17 protein-coding genes are annotated in these 17297 nt (G+C 46.4%); 12 read left to right on the plus strand and 5 right to left on the minus strand.

Translation table 11 applies throughout. The annotated features are described in order from the left end of the window. Positions 1-335 precede the first annotated feature (335 nt). The 9 genes from C1T29_RS05210 (at position 336) to C1T29_RS05250 (ending at position 9746) form a co-directional block, all read left to right on the plus strand. Positions 336-1313, plus strand: coding sequence for a tRNA dihydrouridine synthase (locus C1T29_RS05210; protein ID WP_103750089.1), 978 nt, complete (start codon positions 336-338; stop codon positions 1311-1313). Positions 1314-1540: 227 nt separating this feature from the next. Beyond that, complete coding sequence (locus C1T29_RS05215; protein ID WP_103750003.1) at positions 1541-1993, plus strand: DUF6884 domain-containing protein; 453 nt, start codon at positions 1541-1543, stop codon at positions 1991-1993. A 27-nt stretch (positions 1994-2020) separates the two neighbouring features. Further along, positions 2021-2710: a YfjL-like protein gene (locus C1T29_RS05220; RefSeq protein ID WP_103750002.1), complete on the plus strand. Its 690-nt coding sequence runs from the start codon at positions 2021-2023 to the stop codon at positions 2708-2710. Positions 2711-2939: 229 nt separating this feature from the next. Beyond that, positions 2940-3941, plus strand: coding sequence for an acetoin:2,6-dichlorophenolindophenol oxidoreductase subunit alpha (acoA, locus tag C1T29_RS05225; RefSeq protein ID WP_014663222.1), 1002 nt, complete (start codon positions 2940-2942; stop codon positions 3939-3941). Between the two features lie 3 nt (positions 3942-3944). Then, positions 3945-4973, plus strand: a complete 1029-nt coding sequence (gene acoB / locus C1T29_RS05230; protein ID WP_014663223.1) for an acetoin:2,6-dichlorophenolindophenol oxidoreductase subunit beta — start codon at positions 3945-3947, stop codon at positions 4971-4973. Between the two features lie 13 nt (positions 4974-4986). Then, on the plus strand, positions 4987-6183 hold the full coding sequence (gene acoC / locus C1T29_RS05235) for an acetoin dehydrogenase complex dihydrolipoyllysine-residue acetyltransferase (RefSeq protein ID WP_103750001.1): 1197 nt from the start codon (positions 4987-4989) through the stop codon (positions 6181-6183). 20 nt (positions 6184-6203) lie between these two features. Then, positions 6204-7580, plus strand: coding sequence for an acetoin dehydrogenase complex dihydrolipoyl dehydrogenase (gene acoL / locus C1T29_RS05240; RefSeq protein WP_208945635.1), 1377 nt, complete (start codon positions 6204-6206; stop codon positions 7578-7580). Positions 7581-7695: 115 nt separating this feature from the next. Beyond that, entirely contained in the window at positions 7696-9513 is a 1818-nt protein-coding gene (acoR, locus tag C1T29_RS05245) for an acetoin dehydrogenase operon transcriptional activator AcoR (protein WP_071581274.1), read from the plus strand. A gap of 53 nt (positions 9514-9566) precedes the next feature. Next, positions 9567-9746 (plus strand): small acid-soluble spore protein H, encoded by a 180-nt coding sequence (locus C1T29_RS05250; RefSeq protein ID WP_014663227.1) that lies wholly within the window; start codon positions 9567-9569, stop codon positions 9744-9746. 35 nt (positions 9747-9781) lie between these two features. Here the strand turns inward: C1T29_RS05250 and C1T29_RS05255 are convergent, their stop codons facing one another. Genes C1T29_RS05255 through C1T29_RS05275 form a run of 5 tightly spaced genes read right to left on the minus strand, consistent with a single transcriptional unit; the run spans position 9782 to position 13064 of the window. After that, positions 9782-10111, minus strand: coding sequence for a YnfA family protein (locus C1T29_RS05255; RefSeq protein WP_083252904.1), 330 nt, complete (start codon positions 10109-10111; stop codon positions 9782-9784). A 49-nt stretch (positions 10112-10160) separates the two neighbouring features. Then, positions 10161-10718 carry a YfjD family protein gene (locus tag C1T29_RS05260; RefSeq protein WP_044052593.1) on the minus strand — a complete coding sequence of 186 codons (558 nt, stop codon included), beginning with the start codon at positions 10716-10718 and terminating at the stop codon, positions 10161-10163. A 23-nt stretch (positions 10719-10741) separates the two neighbouring features. Further along, positions 10742-11509, minus strand: coding sequence for a hypothetical protein (locus C1T29_RS05265; RefSeq protein WP_014663230.1), 768 nt, complete (start codon positions 11507-11509; stop codon positions 10742-10744). A gap of 11 nt (positions 11510-11520) precedes the next feature. Further along, positions 11521-12744: a hypothetical protein gene (locus C1T29_RS05270; RefSeq protein WP_103750000.1), complete on the minus strand. Its 1224-nt coding sequence runs from the start codon at positions 12742-12744 to the stop codon at positions 11521-11523. A 5-nt stretch (positions 12745-12749) separates the two neighbouring features. Then, positions 12750-13064, minus strand: coding sequence for a WXG100 family type VII secretion target (locus C1T29_RS05275; RefSeq protein WP_029317469.1), 315 nt, complete (start codon positions 13062-13064; stop codon positions 12750-12752). A 335-nt stretch (positions 13065-13399) separates the two neighbouring features. Between C1T29_RS05275 and glvA the strand changes: the two genes are divergently transcribed. From glvA to malP, 3 genes are all read left to right on the plus strand, one after another. Continuing rightward, the gene (gene glvA, locus C1T29_RS05280; RefSeq protein ID WP_071581276.1) at positions 13400-14749 is read left to right on the plus strand and encodes a maltose-6'-phosphate glucosidase; all 1350 of its coding nucleotides are present in this window, start codon (positions 13400-13402) and stop codon (positions 14747-14749) included. 64 nt (positions 14750-14813) lie between these two features. Further along, positions 14814-15578, plus strand: a complete 765-nt coding sequence (gene glvR / locus C1T29_RS05285; protein ID WP_071581277.1) for a MurR/RpiR family transcriptional regulator GlvR — start codon at positions 14814-14816, stop codon at positions 15576-15578. Between the two features lie 14 nt (positions 15579-15592). Continuing rightward, entirely contained in the window at positions 15593-17179 is a 1587-nt protein-coding gene (gene malP / locus C1T29_RS05290) for a PTS maltose transporter subunit IIBC (RefSeq protein ID WP_014663235.1), read from the plus strand. Positions 17180-17297 lie beyond the last annotated feature (118 nt).

Raw genomic sequence — 17297 nt, forward strand, 5'->3', positions numbered from 1 at the left:
AATAAACCACAATCTAGATATAAAAAATAGGTGGAGAAAATCATCACACTTTTGTCTCTTTCGAACCGATTATAAGGTTCAGGAGTTGATGAACTATATGGGGATAATTATAGCGACACTCCATTACGTTAACCCAATTAAGGTGTTCTATCTTATCTATTCTATTTCAGTTTGCTGTTTCACTTTTGATCGTGTAAAAGTGAAATGTTCAACATTTACTATAGTTTGATAAGAAATGCTTTCGCATGCTATAAGTGTAAAAAGAAGCATGGTCAGTTTTTAATTTTGGGATAAAGGTTTGACTGTATCCCATCATGAAAGGATTTGAATGTATGATGACAGATAATTTCTGGCGTGAATTACCACGGCCATTTTTTGTATTGGCACCAATGGAAGATGTGACAGATGTTGTTTTCCGGCATGTAGTAAGTGAAGCAGGCAGACCGGATGTATTTTTTACAGAGTTCACAAACTCAGAGAGCTATTGCCACCCGGATGGGAAGGATAGCGTACGCGGCCGTTTGACTTTTACAGAGGATGAACAGCCAATGGTGGCCCATATATGGGGAGATAAGCCTGAAAACTTTCGTAAAATGAGTATTGGCATGGCAGAGTTAGGATTTAAAGGCCTAGATATCAATATGGGCTGTCCTGTGCCTAATGTGACACAGAACGGTAAGGGAAGCGGTCTTATCCGCCGGCCGGAAGTTGCAGCAGAGTTAATACAAGCAGCAAAAGCGGGGGGGTTGCCTGTAAGCGTAAAAACAAGACTTGGTTTCACGGATGTAGACGAATGGCGCGAGTGGCTGACACACATTTTGAAGCAGGATATTGCCAATCTTTCTATTCATTTGCGTACAAGAGCAGAAATGAGCAAAGTGGATGCGCATTGGGAGCTCATCCCGGAGATTAAGAAACTTCGTGACGAGGTGGCACCAGATACACTCTTGACAATAAACGGGGATATTCCTGACCGTCAAACTGGCTTGAAACTTGCTGAACAATACGGTGTTGATGGCATTATGATAGGGCGCGGTATTTTTACGAATCCTTTCGCTTTTGAAAAGGAGCCGAAAGAGCATAGCAGCAAGGAATTGCTTAATCTCTTAAGGCTGCATCTGGATCTCCATGATAAGTATTCAGCATTAGAAGCACGTCCGTACAAACCTCTTCCTCGCTTTTTCAAGATTTACCTTCGCGGGTTCCGAGGAGCAAGTGAATTAAGAAATCAATGCATGAACACAAAGTCAACAGATGAAGTGCGTGCATTGCTCGACGACTTTGAGAGAAAGTATCTTGATGGGATAGAGTAACAGCAGTGCTTGATTCAAAAAAGGCTAACAAAATAAAGGGATTTTCACACCATTCTTGACTAAAATAAACCTGGATGTTCGGTAAAATAAACAATTCCGATTTCCGGGTCTTTTTTGTACGCAGCTTTTACTCAGCCTGTCTTTTCTCGCATGTATTGTTTAGTCATGCAGGAATAAGAAAATAATGGTACATTTAGTGGAGATATCTCATAAAGGGGGAGAGAAACATGAAACGGCTATGCATCATCCCCTGCGGCAAGAAAAAAATCTGGGATGTCCAGCCTGATGCCGGGCCGGTAAGAGCGGCGGACGCTTATCTCAGCCCGTTTCATCAGGCGTGCGAGCGGTATGCGAAAGCATTTTTCGATGAGTGGGTGATTTTGTCGGCGAAGCACGGCTTTCTTCGCCCTGATGATATCGTATCGAAAAATTACGATGTCACTTTTGGCACCGGTCATCCGGAAATCATGACAGCGGAGGAGCTGGGCCGCCAATTTTACGAAAAGGGCTTTTCTGATATTGAAGAGCTAGTCATGCTTGGCGGGAAAAAATATCGAAACGTTCTCAACGCCGTCATCGGAGAGCACCAGCATATCAGCTGGCCGCTGTCATCGTACAAAGGCATTGGCTATATGCTTCAAGCATTGAACCGGGCTGTTGAAGAAAAGCATGAACTATAGCGCATATATGCAGAAAAGAGTGTGAACATGAAAAAACTTGTATTTGGCTTGCTTGCCATTGCGTTATTCGGATGCGGACTATATATCTATCATATATGGTTCGGTGATCCATTTTCGAAAAATGCTGCAGAACAGAAGCTAGTCTCTTATGTGAAACAAACCTATCCGAAGAAAGAAATCAAGATCACGAATGGGATATATAACGCTAAAACGTCTGAATATGTATTCGAAGCAACCTCTCAATCTCATCACTACCCAATGTGTACGAAGGGATTTTTGCATCCCAACGTAACGTGCGATGGAATTGAAGAAGCGTATACCGAATCAGTAGCAAAACATGTAAATGAAGAAGCATCGAAGGCAATCGAAGCAGATCTGAAAAAAGCAGTTCCTCGACTAATAAAAGCTGATGCTGCTTTGAGTATCGAAAACGGACAGTTCACGTTAGATACAAAATGGAACAAACAGCTGGCTGAAAAAGCGCCTATGAGCATGACGATTCAGTTAGACGCCAGCGGGTTATCAAAAACAGATGCCGCAAAGATGGCGGAAACGGTCAGAAAAACGCTTAATGAAAAGGGATATACATACTCAAACGGCACGATAGACTGTATGCAGAAGGACGGGGACGGCGGTATCGGATATGTCAAATATTCAATTGATTTTCTTTCAAAAGCAGCTATTCAATCAAACGATGCAGAGGAACTAGGAAGTTAACATCATTTCCAAGGAAATAAATACGTCGATCATTGTCAAAGACCGGGTGATGCCCGGTCTTTTTTGTATGCTGTAAAACGAGACAAATGGATCAGTTTGAGACAAAACGAGACACCCGTCTCAAACTGTCTCCAGTGTAAAAATGAAAAGGCTGATTTGACGGGCTTTAAATACTGGCACACTTCTTGCTTTTATAATCGTGAACCCTAAATAGAAGGAGGCGCACAAAATGGAATTGTTAAAACGTGAAGGCTTGTCATTAACTGAGGAAAAAGCGCTGTGGATGTACCAAAAGATGCTGGAGATCAGGGGCTTTGAAGACAAAGTGCATGACCTGTTCGCCCAGGGAGTGCTTCCCGGATTCGTTCATTTATATGCCGGTGAGGAAGCCGTGGCTGTTGGGGTGTGCGCTCATTTACATGATGGCGACAGCATTACAAGCACACACAGGGGACATGGACATTGTATCGCCAAAGGCTGTGATCTGGATGGCATGATGGCGGAAATTTTCGGGAAAGCGACCGGATTGTGCAAAGGCAAGGGCGGTTCTATGCACATTGCGGATCTTAATAAAGGCATGTTAGGGGCAAATGGAATCGTCGGAGGCGGATTTACGCTCGCGTGCGGATCAGCGCTCACGGCTAAATATAAACAGACTAAAAATGTAAGCGTTTGCTTTTTTGGAGACGGGGCAAATAACCAAGGCACCTTCCACGAAGGGCTGAATCTAGCGGCTGTATGGAACCTTCCTGTCGTGTTTGTTGCTGAAAACAACGGCTATGGGGAAGCTACCCCATTTGAGTACGCATCAGCCTGTGATTCAATCGCCGATCGGGCGGCTGCTTATAACATGCCGGGGGTGACAGTTGACGGGAAAGATATTTTAGCAGTTTATCAGGCAGCCGAGGAAGCGATAGAAAGAGCAAGAAACGGCGGAGGCCCGTCTTTGATTGAATGTATGACCTACAGAAACTACGGCCATTTCGAAGGGGATGCCCAGACCTATAAAACGAAGGATGAAAGAGTTGAGCACCTTGAAGAAAAAGATGCCATTCAAGGCTTTAAAAACTACCTATTAAAAGAAACAGATGCTAATAAGCTGTCAGACATTGAACAGCGTGTCAGCGAATCGATTGAAAAAGCCGTCTCGTTCAGCGAAGACAGCCCATATCCAAAAGATTCGGAGCTGCTGACAGATGTGTACGTGTCATATGAAAAAGGAGGAATGTAAGAGATGGCGAGAGTCATAAGCATGTCAGACGCGATCAATGAAGCAATGAAGCTTGCGATGAGAAGAGATGAAAATGTACTTTTGATCGGTGAGGATGTTGCCGGCGGAGCGGCTGTTGATCATTTGCAGGATGATGAAGCATGGGGCGGTGTATTAGGAGTCACAAAGGGGCTCGTACAGGAATTCGGGCGCACAAGAGTGCTGGACACACCGATTTCTGAAGCGGGCTACATGGGTGCGGCTATGGCTGCGGCATCAACCGGGCTGAGACCGATTGCAGAATTAATGTTTAATGACTTTATCGGCACATGCTTTGACCAGGTGATCAACCAAGGGGCGAAATTCCGCTATATGTTCGGCGGTAAAGCGCAAGTGCCGATTACCGTCCGCACCACATACGGAGCGGGATTTCGGGCCGCTGCCCAGCATTCACAAGCGCTGTATGGCCTTTTCACGAGCATCCCGGGACTGAAGACGGTTGTTCCATCCAGTCCGTATGATGCCAAAGGTCTGCTGCTTGCAGCAATAGAAGATAATGATCCGGTGTTCTTCTTTGAAGACAAAACGTCCTACAACATGAAGGGCGAGGTGCCGGAAGATTATTATACAATTCCGCTCGGAAAGGCCGACATCAAACGCGAAGGCAATGATGTCACGCTCTTTGCAGTCGGCAAGCAGGTCAATACCGCGCTTGAAGCAGCTGCACAGCTTTCTGAGAGAGGCATCGAAGCTGAGGTGCTTGATCCCCGCAGTCTGTCTCCTCTTGATGAGGATGCGATTTTCACATCGTTGGAAAAAACAAACCGGCTGATCATCATTGATGAAGCCAATCCGCGATGCAGCATTGCCACGGATATTGCAGCGATTGTCGCAGACAAAGGCTTTGATTTGCTTGATGCGCCGATTAAACGGATTACAGCACCGCATACACCAGTGCCGTTTTCACCGGTGCTTGAAGATCAATATTTGCCGACACCAGATAAAATTGTCAGCGTCACGCTTGAATTGCTTGGCGAGCCGGCAATGAACTAAAGGGGGGACACAAATGGCAGTAAAAGTAGTGATGCCAAAATTAGGAATGGCGATGAAACAAGGGGAAGTATCGATATGGAATAAAAAAGTAGGCGATCCGGTTGAAAAGGGAGAAAGCATTGCCAGCATTCAATCGGAGAAAATTGAAATGGAGATCGAAGCGCCTGAAAAAGGAACGCTGATCGACATCAAAGTGAAAGAGGGTGAAGAGGTTCCGCCCGGCACTGCAATCTGCTACATCGGGGACGCCAATGAGTCGGTGCAGGAAGAGGCAAGCAGGCCTGCTGCTGAAGACAGCGTGCCGCAAGCCGTCCAGCCCGTCAAACAAGAAAACAAACCCGCAGCCTCCAAAAAAGATCGATTGAAAATATCTCCAGTTGCGAGAAAAATAGCGGAAAAAGCGGGGTTAGACCTGAAACAGCTGAAAGGCACCGGACCAGGCGGAAGAATCGTGAAGGATGACGTGACAAAGGCGCTGGCTGAACAGAAAAAAGCTCAGGCAAAACCTGTTTCTGATCAGAAAGCGCAGGAAACCCCGGTGACAGGCATGAGAAAAGTCATCGCTGCCCGAATGCAGGAAAGCTTGGCAAACAGCGCACAGCTGACGATTACGATGAAGGCTGATATCACTAAGCTTGCCACTCTTCAAAAACAGCTTTCACCAGCTGCGGAAGAACGGTACGGCACAAAACTGACAATCACTCATTTTGTCTCAAGAGCCGCCGTTCTCGCACTGCAAGCTCACCCTGTGCTGAACAGCTTTTATCAAAATGAGCGCATCATCACACATCCTCATGTGCACCTTGGTATGGCTGTAGCCTTGGAAAATGGCTTAGTGGTGCCTGTCATCCGTCATGCTGAAAAGCAATCGCTGATTGAACTGGCTCAATCCATCTCAGAAAATGCCAAAAAAGCACGTGAGGGACGTGCGGGAAGCGACGAGCTGCAAGGCTCAACCTTCTCCATTACAAACCTTGGCGCTTTTGGAGTTGAGCATTTCACACCGATATTAAATCCGCCTGAAGCAGGCATTCTCGGCATCGGAGCAAGCTATGACACACCGGTGTACCAAGGGGAGGAGATCGTCAGAAGCACGATCCTGCCGCTCAGCCTGACATTTGATCACAGAGCGTGTGACGGCGCCCCAGCCGCTGCATTCCTGAAGGCGGTTAAAACATATTTGGAAGAACCCGCAGCATTAATTTTATAGGAAAAGCAGGTGAAAACGACATGACATTAGCCACTATCGGCGGCGGACCTGCAGGCTATGCGGCTGCGGTCTCCGCGGCTCAGCAGGGCAGAAACGTGCTGCTCATTGACAAAGGCAAGCTTGGGGGGACCTGCCTGAATGAAGGCTGCATCCCGACAAAGTCTTTGCTAGAAAGCGCAAATGTTCTTGATAAAATCAAGCATGCCGGCAGCTTTGGAATCGAACTCCCCGCAGGTGCGATATCAGTCGATTGGAGTAAAATGCAAAACCGCAAACAGCAGGTTGTCAGACAGCTTGTTCAAGGCGTTCAGTACCTAATGAAGAAAAATCAAATACAGGTTGTAAAGGGAACAGCCTCCTTTCTTTCTGAAAGAAAGCTTTTGATCGAAGGACAAAACGGAAAAGAAATCAGAGAGGCGGACCAAGTATTGATTGCCTCAGGATCAGAGCCAATCGAGCTGCCGTTCGCTCCTTTTGACGGCGAATGGATCATCGACAGCAAAGACGCGCTTTCTCTTTCCGAGATTCCGTCTTCACTTGTCATTGTCGGCGGCGGTGTCATCGGGTGTGAGTATGCAGGGCTGTTTGCCAGATTGGGATCGAAGGTGACCATCATTGAAACAGCGGGACAGCTGGTCCCTGCTGAAGATGAAGATATCGCCCGTCTCTTTCAAGAAAAGCTTGAGGAAGACGGTGTTGAAGTGCATATTTCATCCAGGTTAGAGCGGGTGGATCAAACAGCGAAAACGGCAATATGGAAAAGCGGCCAGCGTGAGTTTAAAACGAAGGCCGATTATATACTGGTGGCGATCGGCAGAAAACCCCGTCTTGACGGATTACAGCTGGAGCAGGCGGGAGTTGATTTTTCTCCAACAGGCATTCCGGTGAATGGGCACATGCAGACGAACGTGCCTCATATTTACGCGTGCGGAGATGCAATAGGAGGCATTCAGCTGGCACATGCCGCATTCCATGAGGGCATCATTGCTGCTTCTCATGCTTCTGGAAGGGATGTCAAAATCAATGAGAAACATGTGCCGCGCTGCATCTACACGTCCCCGGAAATCGCGTGTATCGGAATGACAGAACGACAGGCAAGAAGCGTATACGGGGATGTGAAGATTGGCGAATTTCCTTTTTCTGCAAACGGAAAGGCGCTCATTAAACAGCAAGCGGAAGGAAAGGTCAAAATCATAGCTGAACCGGAATTCGGCGAAATCGTAGGTGTTTCGATGATTGGTCCGGATGTAACCGAGCTTATCGGCCAGGCGGCAGCGATCATGAATGGTGAGATGACGGCAGATATGGCGGAGCATTTTATCGCCGCCCATCCCACTTTATCGGAAACATTGCACGAGGCGCTGCTAAGCACGATCGGGCTTGCAGTACATGCATAATAAGAGGAAAAGCAGGCGCATGGATATAAGGCGCCTGCTTTTTTATTGTTGAAAGCGCTTTATTTTTCCCCTACAATAGATGAAAACGGCGTGTAAGGGAGGAGCGATCAAGGAAATGAATTCGGTCCCAAACGATTTGCAAACCTGGAAACGTTTTGTGAAAGACGGTGTGCTTGACGAAGCGCGAATAAGAAAACGGATCGCCGAGTCATGGCATCGCTGCAAAAAAGCTGAGGTCAATCCTTATTTAGAAAAAGGCCCGAGGGTTTTACAGCAAACGGAGCTGGATCAGCAGTCAAAAAAGCATTCATTCTTCCTGACGACCGCAAAGCCTTACCTCGAAAAACTGCTGCCTGCCATAAAAGAAATGGAAATGATGGCGCTGTTAATTGATTCAGATGGTGTTGTACTGGCATTGGACGGCCATCCCCGCGCGCTCTATGAAGCCAAACGCATCAATTTCGTCGAAGGGGCATGCTGGACAGAAACGGCTGTCGGAACAAATGCGATTGGCACGGCGCTCCACATCAGCGAGCCGGTTGCAATACAAGGATCAGAGCATTACTCTATCGCTTCCCATCTTTGGAACTGTTCAGCCGCTCCGATTCACCATGAGGATGGCAGCCTTGCGGGTGTAATTGACATATCATGCCCGGCGGCAGGCGCGCATCCTCATATGCTTGGTATTGCCACGGCGATTGCCTATGCCGCTGAACGGGAACTCGCAGCTAAAAGCCGTGAGAAAGAGCTGGAGCTGATCAGCCGTTTTGGGGAGAGAGCTGCATCCAGTGTGCCGATGGTGCTCTGTAATACCAAGCAGCACATCATCAGTGCGAGCATGCCGATTCGAACCTCAATGCCGGATTGGCAGGGCCGGCATCTGTACGAGTTGAAGGAGCGGGGCTATTCAATCGAAAAAGCTGTCACCATAGGAGATGGCGGCACTTGTTTTTATCTTTCGGAACAAAAGAAAAAGAAGGCGTTTCGATTCAATGGAGTGATCGGGCAAAGCGGCCGATCGCAAGCGATGCTGATGCACCTTGAACGAGCAGCTGCGACGGATGCAACGGTCTGTTTGTCGGGTGAAACGGGTACGGGGAAGGAGGTCGCGGCTCGCGCGCTTCATGAGAACAGTGAGAGACGGCACGGTCCGTTTGTTGCTGTCAATTGCGGAGCGATTCCGTCTGATTTGATTGAAAGCGAACTGTTCGGCTATGCGGAAGGCGCTTTTACGGGAGCGAAGCGAAATGGCTATAAAGGCGCCTTTCAAAAAGCGAATCAAGGCACCTTATTTTTAGATGAGATCGGAGAAATCTCCCACTCGATGCAGGTTGCGCTTTTACGCGTGCTTCAGGAACGCAAGATTACGCCAATCGGCGGGGCAAAAGAAATTCCGGTTGATATCAGAGTCATTGCCGCCACACATTGTGATTTACGCGAGCTTGCCGAAAGCGGAAAAATCAGAGAGGACTTGTTTTACCGCCTTCATGTCTATCCAATTGAACTTCCTCCATTGCGCGATCGCCCCGAGGATATTCCGGACCTCTTCGAGTACTACAAACAGAAGAATCATTGGCCAGGCGAACTTCCTTCTGATTTTTGTGAGGTGCTGAAGCATTGGAAGTGGCCGGGAAATATCCGTGAGCTATTTAATGTGTTTGAACGTCTTTCCATCAGATTTCCGGACGGCCGGCTTGGGGATGAGCCGCTTTCCGCTTTACTGGAAGCCGCTGGACTGCCGGTCAGCACTGCAGAAAAACAGCCCGCTGCTGCCGGCGTGTTCAAACTTCGTGAGCAAATCCAAAAGGATATGATGATCAAAGCGCTTGAATCTGCAAAAGGAAACGTCTCTCAAGCCGCCAAAATCAGCGGGATCCCGCGAAGCACTTTCTACAAACGCCTGAAAAAATTCAATTTGTCCGCTGAATCATAAAGCATACTTCCTTCAGGAAATGGAAACATTATGTATTGAAGGAGGGTGTTACGATGAATATACAAAGGGCGAAAGAAATTGTAGAATCTCCCGATATGAAAAAAGTAACGTACAACGGTGTTCCTATTTACATTCAGCACGTGAATGAAGAAAACGGAACAGCAAGAATTTATCCGCTTGACGAACCGCAAGATGAGCATGAAGTGCAGCTGACAAGCTTAAAAGAGGATTAAACAAAAATGGCCCGCTTCATAAGCAGGCCATTTTGTTATCCGCGCGGCGCAAATAAGATGACGCAGACACCGATGAGACAAATGCATGCGCCGATCCAATCATACAGATCAGGTGTTTTCCGGTCAACAAGCCATCCCCACAGGACCGCAAGCACGATGAATACCCCGCCATAAGCGGCGTATACACGGCCGAAGGAAGGGAAGGACTGGAATGTCGGAAGAATGCCGTAGACAATCAAGATCAATGCTCCGGCGATCCCATAGCCGACTGGCTTTGCCTCTCTCAGCCATAGCCAAATCAGATATCCGCCGCCTATTTCGGCAAGCCCCGCCGTGAGAAATAAAAGAATGGTAATCGGCATCACGTGCACTCCTCAAGTTGCTTTTCTCTTTCATTATAAAGGAGGAGAGCTGTTAAAGCTTTGGATGATTTTCAAATTCCTTTAAATACGCACTGCGCTGAATCTCCGTAAATTGGCTGATCCAGTTGCTTTTCGCCTCTTCATTCAGATGAGGGAGGATATAGCGTTCCACCGCTTCAAAAAACAATGGATTCGCGATAATGTTCCAAGTAGGGATGCGAACGACTTTTCCGTCTGTTTTCTCGATGATAATATCTTCAAAAAAGATCCCTTTCAAGCTGTAATGATGCCGTCCCATATAAATCCGTTTTACCTCAGAAAACATCACGCTGCGCTTTCTAGAGAAAATCTCGCCATCAGGCCCTGTTTTTACGCTGAAAATGACATTTCCCCGGCTTGTGAACGCCGGAAAAGCCATAAAAAATGTGATCAATCCATAAACGATCGCCATTAATCCGCCGCCCAAATAAAGCAGGGCATACTTAGATTCAAATGTAAGAGCTTCAGACACCAGCCATACTCCTGCAATAAAAGCGCCTCCTGTAGCGAGGAACAGCCATATTCTAAAAAACAGTCTGCTTTTGACCTTAATTACTTCATTGTTTTTCAATTGCTATTCTCCTTTATCGCTCTTTAGCAAAAAAGTATTCCTTTTATCACATCTTTATTTGCTGTTACGATAGAAAATTCATTTTGAGTAATGCCTGTTACCAGCCAAGTATGACGGCTGCCAGGCAGGACGAAAGCCATATCAGCCACTTCCGGCGAGTTGTCTTTGTCATAAACCAGCCGCATCAGCGTATCCATTTTTCCTTTTCGCAAAGCCAGATCATTTACAAAACGGGTCACGTCCTCTTGGTGATCATGTTTATCTAGAAATTCCTTCAGATATGCGGGAGTGTCTGAAGCGCCCTCCAGAAGCCATTCGAATTCAGTTGACGTCAGGGTGATCATTGATTCTTTATGATCTTCTGCATCTATTACATTTAAAAACTCGTATGTTTTAGAGAGTACTCCATTAGTTGAATCCATTTTTTTGATTCTATGTACCTGTTCATCAAACAGCAATTCATGAGAGTAAGTGCCAAACTTCGAAACATGGCAGGATATATTCTGTTCTTTGGCTTGTTCATCAAATTTGGATAGCTTCACTGTATAGTCCGCATCGTTTAACACGTGGATAAACGGACAGTATTCGTCCTTTAACCGATATTGATGATTCCGATATTCCGCCGCCTCCTTGGCTAAGAGTGAGCGGCACGCAGCTTCAAATAAGGAGCCGAGCTGTTCATCTTCTATTTCGGGAAAATAAGCTTGTTTTAAGGCCATTCCCTGTTCAAAAAACCCTTCGCTGTAAAAACAAAACAAGAGTTCTTCTATGCTAATTGTAAACTGCTTCATTGTTTATTCTCCTATCCAAATGAAAATTTCCCTTTAAGGAAATGGGTTGCGCCGTGTATAAGCGAATCCGCTGTTTTCTTTGCTTTTTCCATTCCTTTTTTCGCGCTGTCTATCCCTTTATGTATCGATTTATTCGCCGCATCTATGCCATCATTCACTGATTTGACGACTTTGCCGGCTGATTCCAGCCCTTTTTTGGCTGTATCAACGACAGCATGGATCGGCTCTTTCAGCTTTATCGCTGCTTTTTCAGCATAGACTGATGTGAATTTTGCGATTTTTTCCCCAACAAATCCGCCTACCGCCGAACCAATTGTGCCTCCGACTACGGTGCCGACAGGACCTAACACACTTCCTACGGCACCGCCTACAACAGCACCAGCTGTCGCTCCGCCCGCAATAAAAATGGTGTTATTCACAGCATTCCCGACGGCCTTGGCGTTTTCACGCTTGAGAATTTCCGGTTTGTCCTGGTATTTCGCGTAATTTTCAGCTATTTTCAAGCCCGCTCCGAACGTTTCGGTCGCACCGGTAATCAGTGTGGCGGTAATGGCATTTCCTTTCGCGAATTTTAAGCCCGTTTTTCCGACATCCTTCAAAGTTGAGCGTACGCCGGCTTCATTAAGAAATCCTTTTGTGTAGCTTCTGACGCTGTTTGAAAAATCGACCGTGTCCTGAGGGAAGTATTTTGTAAACTTTTTATGTACCAAATCTGAAAATGGCCGGTTTGTCTTTTTTAACAAATATTTAGGGTTCAAAAGCACTCTTGCCGCTTTTTGATAACGGGAGCTGTCAACGGCCCTGGAAATATCCAATAGAAGTTTTGAGTGCTGGGCGGTATGCAAGCCGCTTGGCTGTTTCACAAATTTCGTAAGTCCTAATCCATAATATTTTCCCTGTGTCAGCATAAGGGCGGTTAAGCTTGTCATCGTGCCGTATTTGTCGTAGGCATTGTAGAGCTTTCGCAAAATATCATCTTGCTCCACAAATTTATCGCCCGTTTTTCTGATGAAAATCTCATTGTCACTCAGCTTGGTGACGAGCGCTTTTCCTGAGCTCCACGCATCGCCCACTCCGGAAAAACAGCTGCTGTAGCGGGGATCGCATTGCAAAATCATCTGCCCCAGCTCCACATGCAGATCCTTATATTTGTTTTCCATATCAGTCAATTCAGTGACTACATCATTTGCAAACTGTTCGAGCTTATCCGGATCAACTGCAATATTTCCTGACACACCGTTCACCTCCCGAGTTTAAGTCTTTCCTCTCTTGCTTTACGTTCCAGTTCTTCCATTCTGGCAATTTCAGCTTTTCGTTCTTCTATTTTGACAGCGGCTGCCTTCAGCTCCTGGCTTGTTTCAAGCAGCTCCTGTTCAAATTGGTCGTAGGCGGCTTTCGTTTCCTCGAAATCCTGGTCAAACGAATCTCTTGCTTTTCCCTGCCAAGCATCTCCCATTGCAGATAACCGGGATTCAAGCAGCATTTTGGAGCTTCTGACCTCTTCTGCGGCCGCACTGTACTTGTTTGCCAGCTCAATGACTTTATATGAGTCCAACTTTTGTCCCCTGCCTTTTCTAAATTCACGCACAATTGGATGTTTTATATAAATGATTATAAATAAATCGGCATGTATCCGAATCGTACAAAAGAACCTTTTCATAAGAACTGGAAGGGCGTATATTCACTTAAAATTCACAGTTGATGAGACTTTAAGATTACAAAAAAGGAAAAAAAACCAAATCTTACGGACGGAAGGTAAATGAGAAATTTCCCGCTCTATGGGAAAAAACACTAAAATTGATCAAATGACCTAAGTGCGCCAAACGTGTTACGGGACGGGCTCTCCCATGGTATAAATGAAATTGTAAACGTTATCAAGGAGGTCGTCATATGAAGAAAAAATCATTCTCAATTGTAATAGCGGGCGGAGGAAGCACCTTCACTCCAGGGATCGTACTCATGCTCTTGGACCATTTGGAGGAGTTTCCGATCAGAAAGCTGAAGCTGTATGATAATGATAAAGAGAGACAGGATCGCATTGCAGGCGCCTGTGACGTTTTTATCAGAGAAAAAGCGCCGGATATTGAATTTGCAGCGACGACTGACCCGGAAGAAGCTTTTACAGATGTCGATTTTGTTATGGCGCACATCCGGGTAGGGAAATACGCGATGCGCGCGCTGGATGAACAAATTCCGTTGAAGTACGGAGTTGTCGGCCAGGAGACATGCGGGCCGGGCGGGATCGCGTACGGGATGCGTTCGATTGGCGGTGTGCTTGAAATATTAGATTACATGGAAAAATACTCGCCTGATGCGTGGATGCTCAATTATTCCAACCCTGCGGCCATTGTAGCTGAAGCTACGAGACGCCTTAGACCGAATTCTAAAATTCTCAATATCTGTGATATGCCTGTTGGAATCGAAGACCGGATGGCGCAAATTCTTGGCTTGTCCTCAAGAAAAGAAATGAAGGTCCGCTATTACGGATTAAATCATTTCGGCTGGTGGACATCGATTCAGGATCAAGAGGGCAACGATTTAATGCCGAAGCTGAAGGAGCATGTATCTCAATACGGTTATATTCCGAAAACAGAAGCTGAAGCTGTGGAGGCAAGCTGGAATGACACGTTCGCCAAAGCGCGTGACGTGCAGGCTGCAGATCCTGACACACTGCCGAATACGTATTTGCAATATTATTTGTTCCCAGATGATATGGTGAAAAAATCAAATCCGAATCATACGCGGGCGAATGAAGTCATGGAAGGGCGCGAAGCTTTTATTTTCAGCCAATGTGACATGATCACACGTGAACAGTCCTCGGAAAACAGCGAAATTAAAATCGATGACCACGCATCGTATATCGTTGATCTTGCCCGGGCGATTGCCTACAACACAGGTGAAAGAATGCTGTTGATTGTTGAAAATAACGGTGCAATTGCGAACTTTGACCCGACTGCGATGGTTGAGGTGCCATGCATCGTCGGCTCAAATGGACCTGAACCGATTACCGTTGGCACCATTCCGCAATTCCAGAAAGGGCTCATGGAGCAGCAGGTATCCGTTGAGAAGCTGACTGTTGAAGCGTGGGCGGAGAAATCGTTCCAAAAGCTGTGGCAGGCGCTGATCCTGTCAAAAACAGTGCCGAACGCGCGTGTGGCAAGACTCATTCTTGAGGATTTAGTGGAGGCCAACAAAGACTTCTGGCCTGAGCTTGATCAAAGCCCAATCCGCATATCATAAATGAAATTCCCCCATTTTCGAATCTGTAATTGTATATAATAGAAAGAAAATGGGGGGATCTGATATGCAGCTCGAAGAACTGATCAATCAGCACTACAGCAAATTGAATGACAACGATTTTCATATTTTAAAATATATATTGAATCATAAGCACACATGCTATCACCTTGGAATCGACGCGCTGGCCAAAGCTTGCAGTGTATCGCGTTCCTCAATTTTGCGACTTGCCCAAAAGCTCGGTTTCAGCGGCTACAGTGAATTTCGCGTCTTTTTAAAGTGGGAAGATCAGCCGGAAGAAGGCGAGAGTATGAGTTTTGAAAAGCTGCTTGATGATATTGAAGCAAATTTGAAGTTCTTACGGACAAAGGACATGACGGACATGTGCCAGCTGATTGATGAAGCGGACCGCATTTTCGTCTATGGTTCTGGAAATGCGCAAAAGATATGCGCCCGCGACCTGCAAAGAATGTTTATTCCGCGCCATCGCTATCTTATTTTGATTGAAGACACGAATGAATTTAATCTGATGCGCGGGGATTTTAAAGTGAACGATATGTTTATCATCATTTCTCTTTCCGGAGAAACACCGGAGCTGATTCCTCAGGCAAGAATGCTTTCTGCAAAGGGCATTCCCTTTATTTCCATTACGAATTTAAAAAACAATGTCCTCGCCCAGCTGACTCCGCATAATCTTTATGCGACAAGCAAACCTGTGACATTAAGCGATAAAACGGAAATTGTCGCTTTTGCACCGTTTTTTCTCGTTGGCGAAGCATTGTTCCGCGCATATGTTGATTACAAAGAGGCAGAAAAAAATGACAATGAGTAGCAGGGGGTTTTGGTATGATGCAAAAAATTCAGCGCTTTGGAAGCGCGATGTTTGTGCCTGTTTTATTATTCGCGTTCGCCGGCATTATCGTCGGTATCAGCACGCTCTTTAAAAATAAAACCCTCATGGGATCGCTCGCCGATCCTGACGGTTTTTGGTATCAGTGCTGGTATATCATTGAGCAGGGCGGCTGGACTGTCTTTAACCAAATGCCGCTCTTATTCGCCATCGGCATCCCGGTTGCTTTGGCGAAGAAAGCTCAGGCACGCGCTTGTTTGGAAGCGCTTACTGTTTACCTAACCTTCAATTATTTTGTCAGCTCGATATTGACGGTATGGGGAGGAGCATTTGGCGTCGACATGAATCAAGAGGTCGGCGGAACGAGCGGATTAACGATGATTGCGGGCATAAAAACGCTCGATACCAACATTATCGGAGCCATCTTTATTTCTTCGATTGTCGTCTTTTTGCATAACCGCTATTTTGATAAAAAACTGCCCGATTTTCTCGGCATCTTTCAGGGTTCAACGTATATCGTGATGATTTCCTTCTTTATTATGATCCCGATTGCCCTGGCAGTGTCTTATATATGGCCGATGGTTCAATCTGGAATTGGCTCGCTTCAAAGCTTCCTGGTTGCTTCCGGGGCGGTGGGCGTTTGGATATACACGTTTTTGGAACGGATTTTAATACCGACCGGCCTTCATCACTTTATTTACACGCCGTTTATTTACGGCCCGGCTGTAGCGGAAGGCGGGATCGTCACGTATTGGGCGCAGCATCTCGGCGAATATTCGCAAAGCGCCAAACCGCTGAAGGAGCTTTTCCCGCAAGGCGGATTCGCGCTTCACGGAAACTCGAAAATCTTCGGTATTCCGGGTATCGCTCTTGCTTTTTATGTGACAGCCAAAAAGGAAAAGAAAAAACTCGTTGCAGGGCTGCTGATTCCTGTCACACTGACAGCGATTGTCGCCGGGATTACAGAGCCGATTGAATTTACTTTCTTATTCATTTCACCATTCTTATTTGCGGTACACGCCGTGCTTGCCGCCACAATGTCGACAGTTATGTATATGGCCGGCGTCGTCGGAAACATGGGGGGCGGACTGATCGAAGCGGTGACCTTGAACTGGATTCCGCTCTTTGGCAGCCACGGTATGACATATGTGTACCAAATTTTGATCGGGCTCTCGTTTACAGCTATTTATTTTTTCGTCTTCAGATTTTTAATCCTCAAATTCAATATTGCTACACCAGGACGGGAAAAGGATGAACAGCAGGAAACAAAGCTGTATTCGAAAAAGGAATACAGAGAACGAAAAAACAAGGATGAAACGGCGGCCTCCGCTGCAGAAACGGCGGATGACACTGCTTTTCTGTATATTGAAGCGCTGGGCGGAAAAGACAACGTCACTGAAGTCACAAACTGCGCAACCCGTCTCAGAGTCAGTGTTAAGGACGAAACAAAGGTTGAACCCGACAGCGTATTCCGCGCGCTTGGCGCACATGGCATCGTCAGGAATGGGAAGGCGTTTCAGGTGATTATCGGATTGAGCGTGCCGCAGATGCGGGAGCGTGTGGAAAAAATACTAAATAGGTGAAATTATTTGATCAGTGCGCTGTTTAAAGACAGCGCTTTTTTGTTTGTCATACGTTTGCCACTTATAAGTGCAAGGGATGTTATGTTTCTTAAAAACTGAAACCAATAGGGGGAGTAAA

This window comes from Bacillus sp. MBGLi79, from assembly GCF_002953915.1.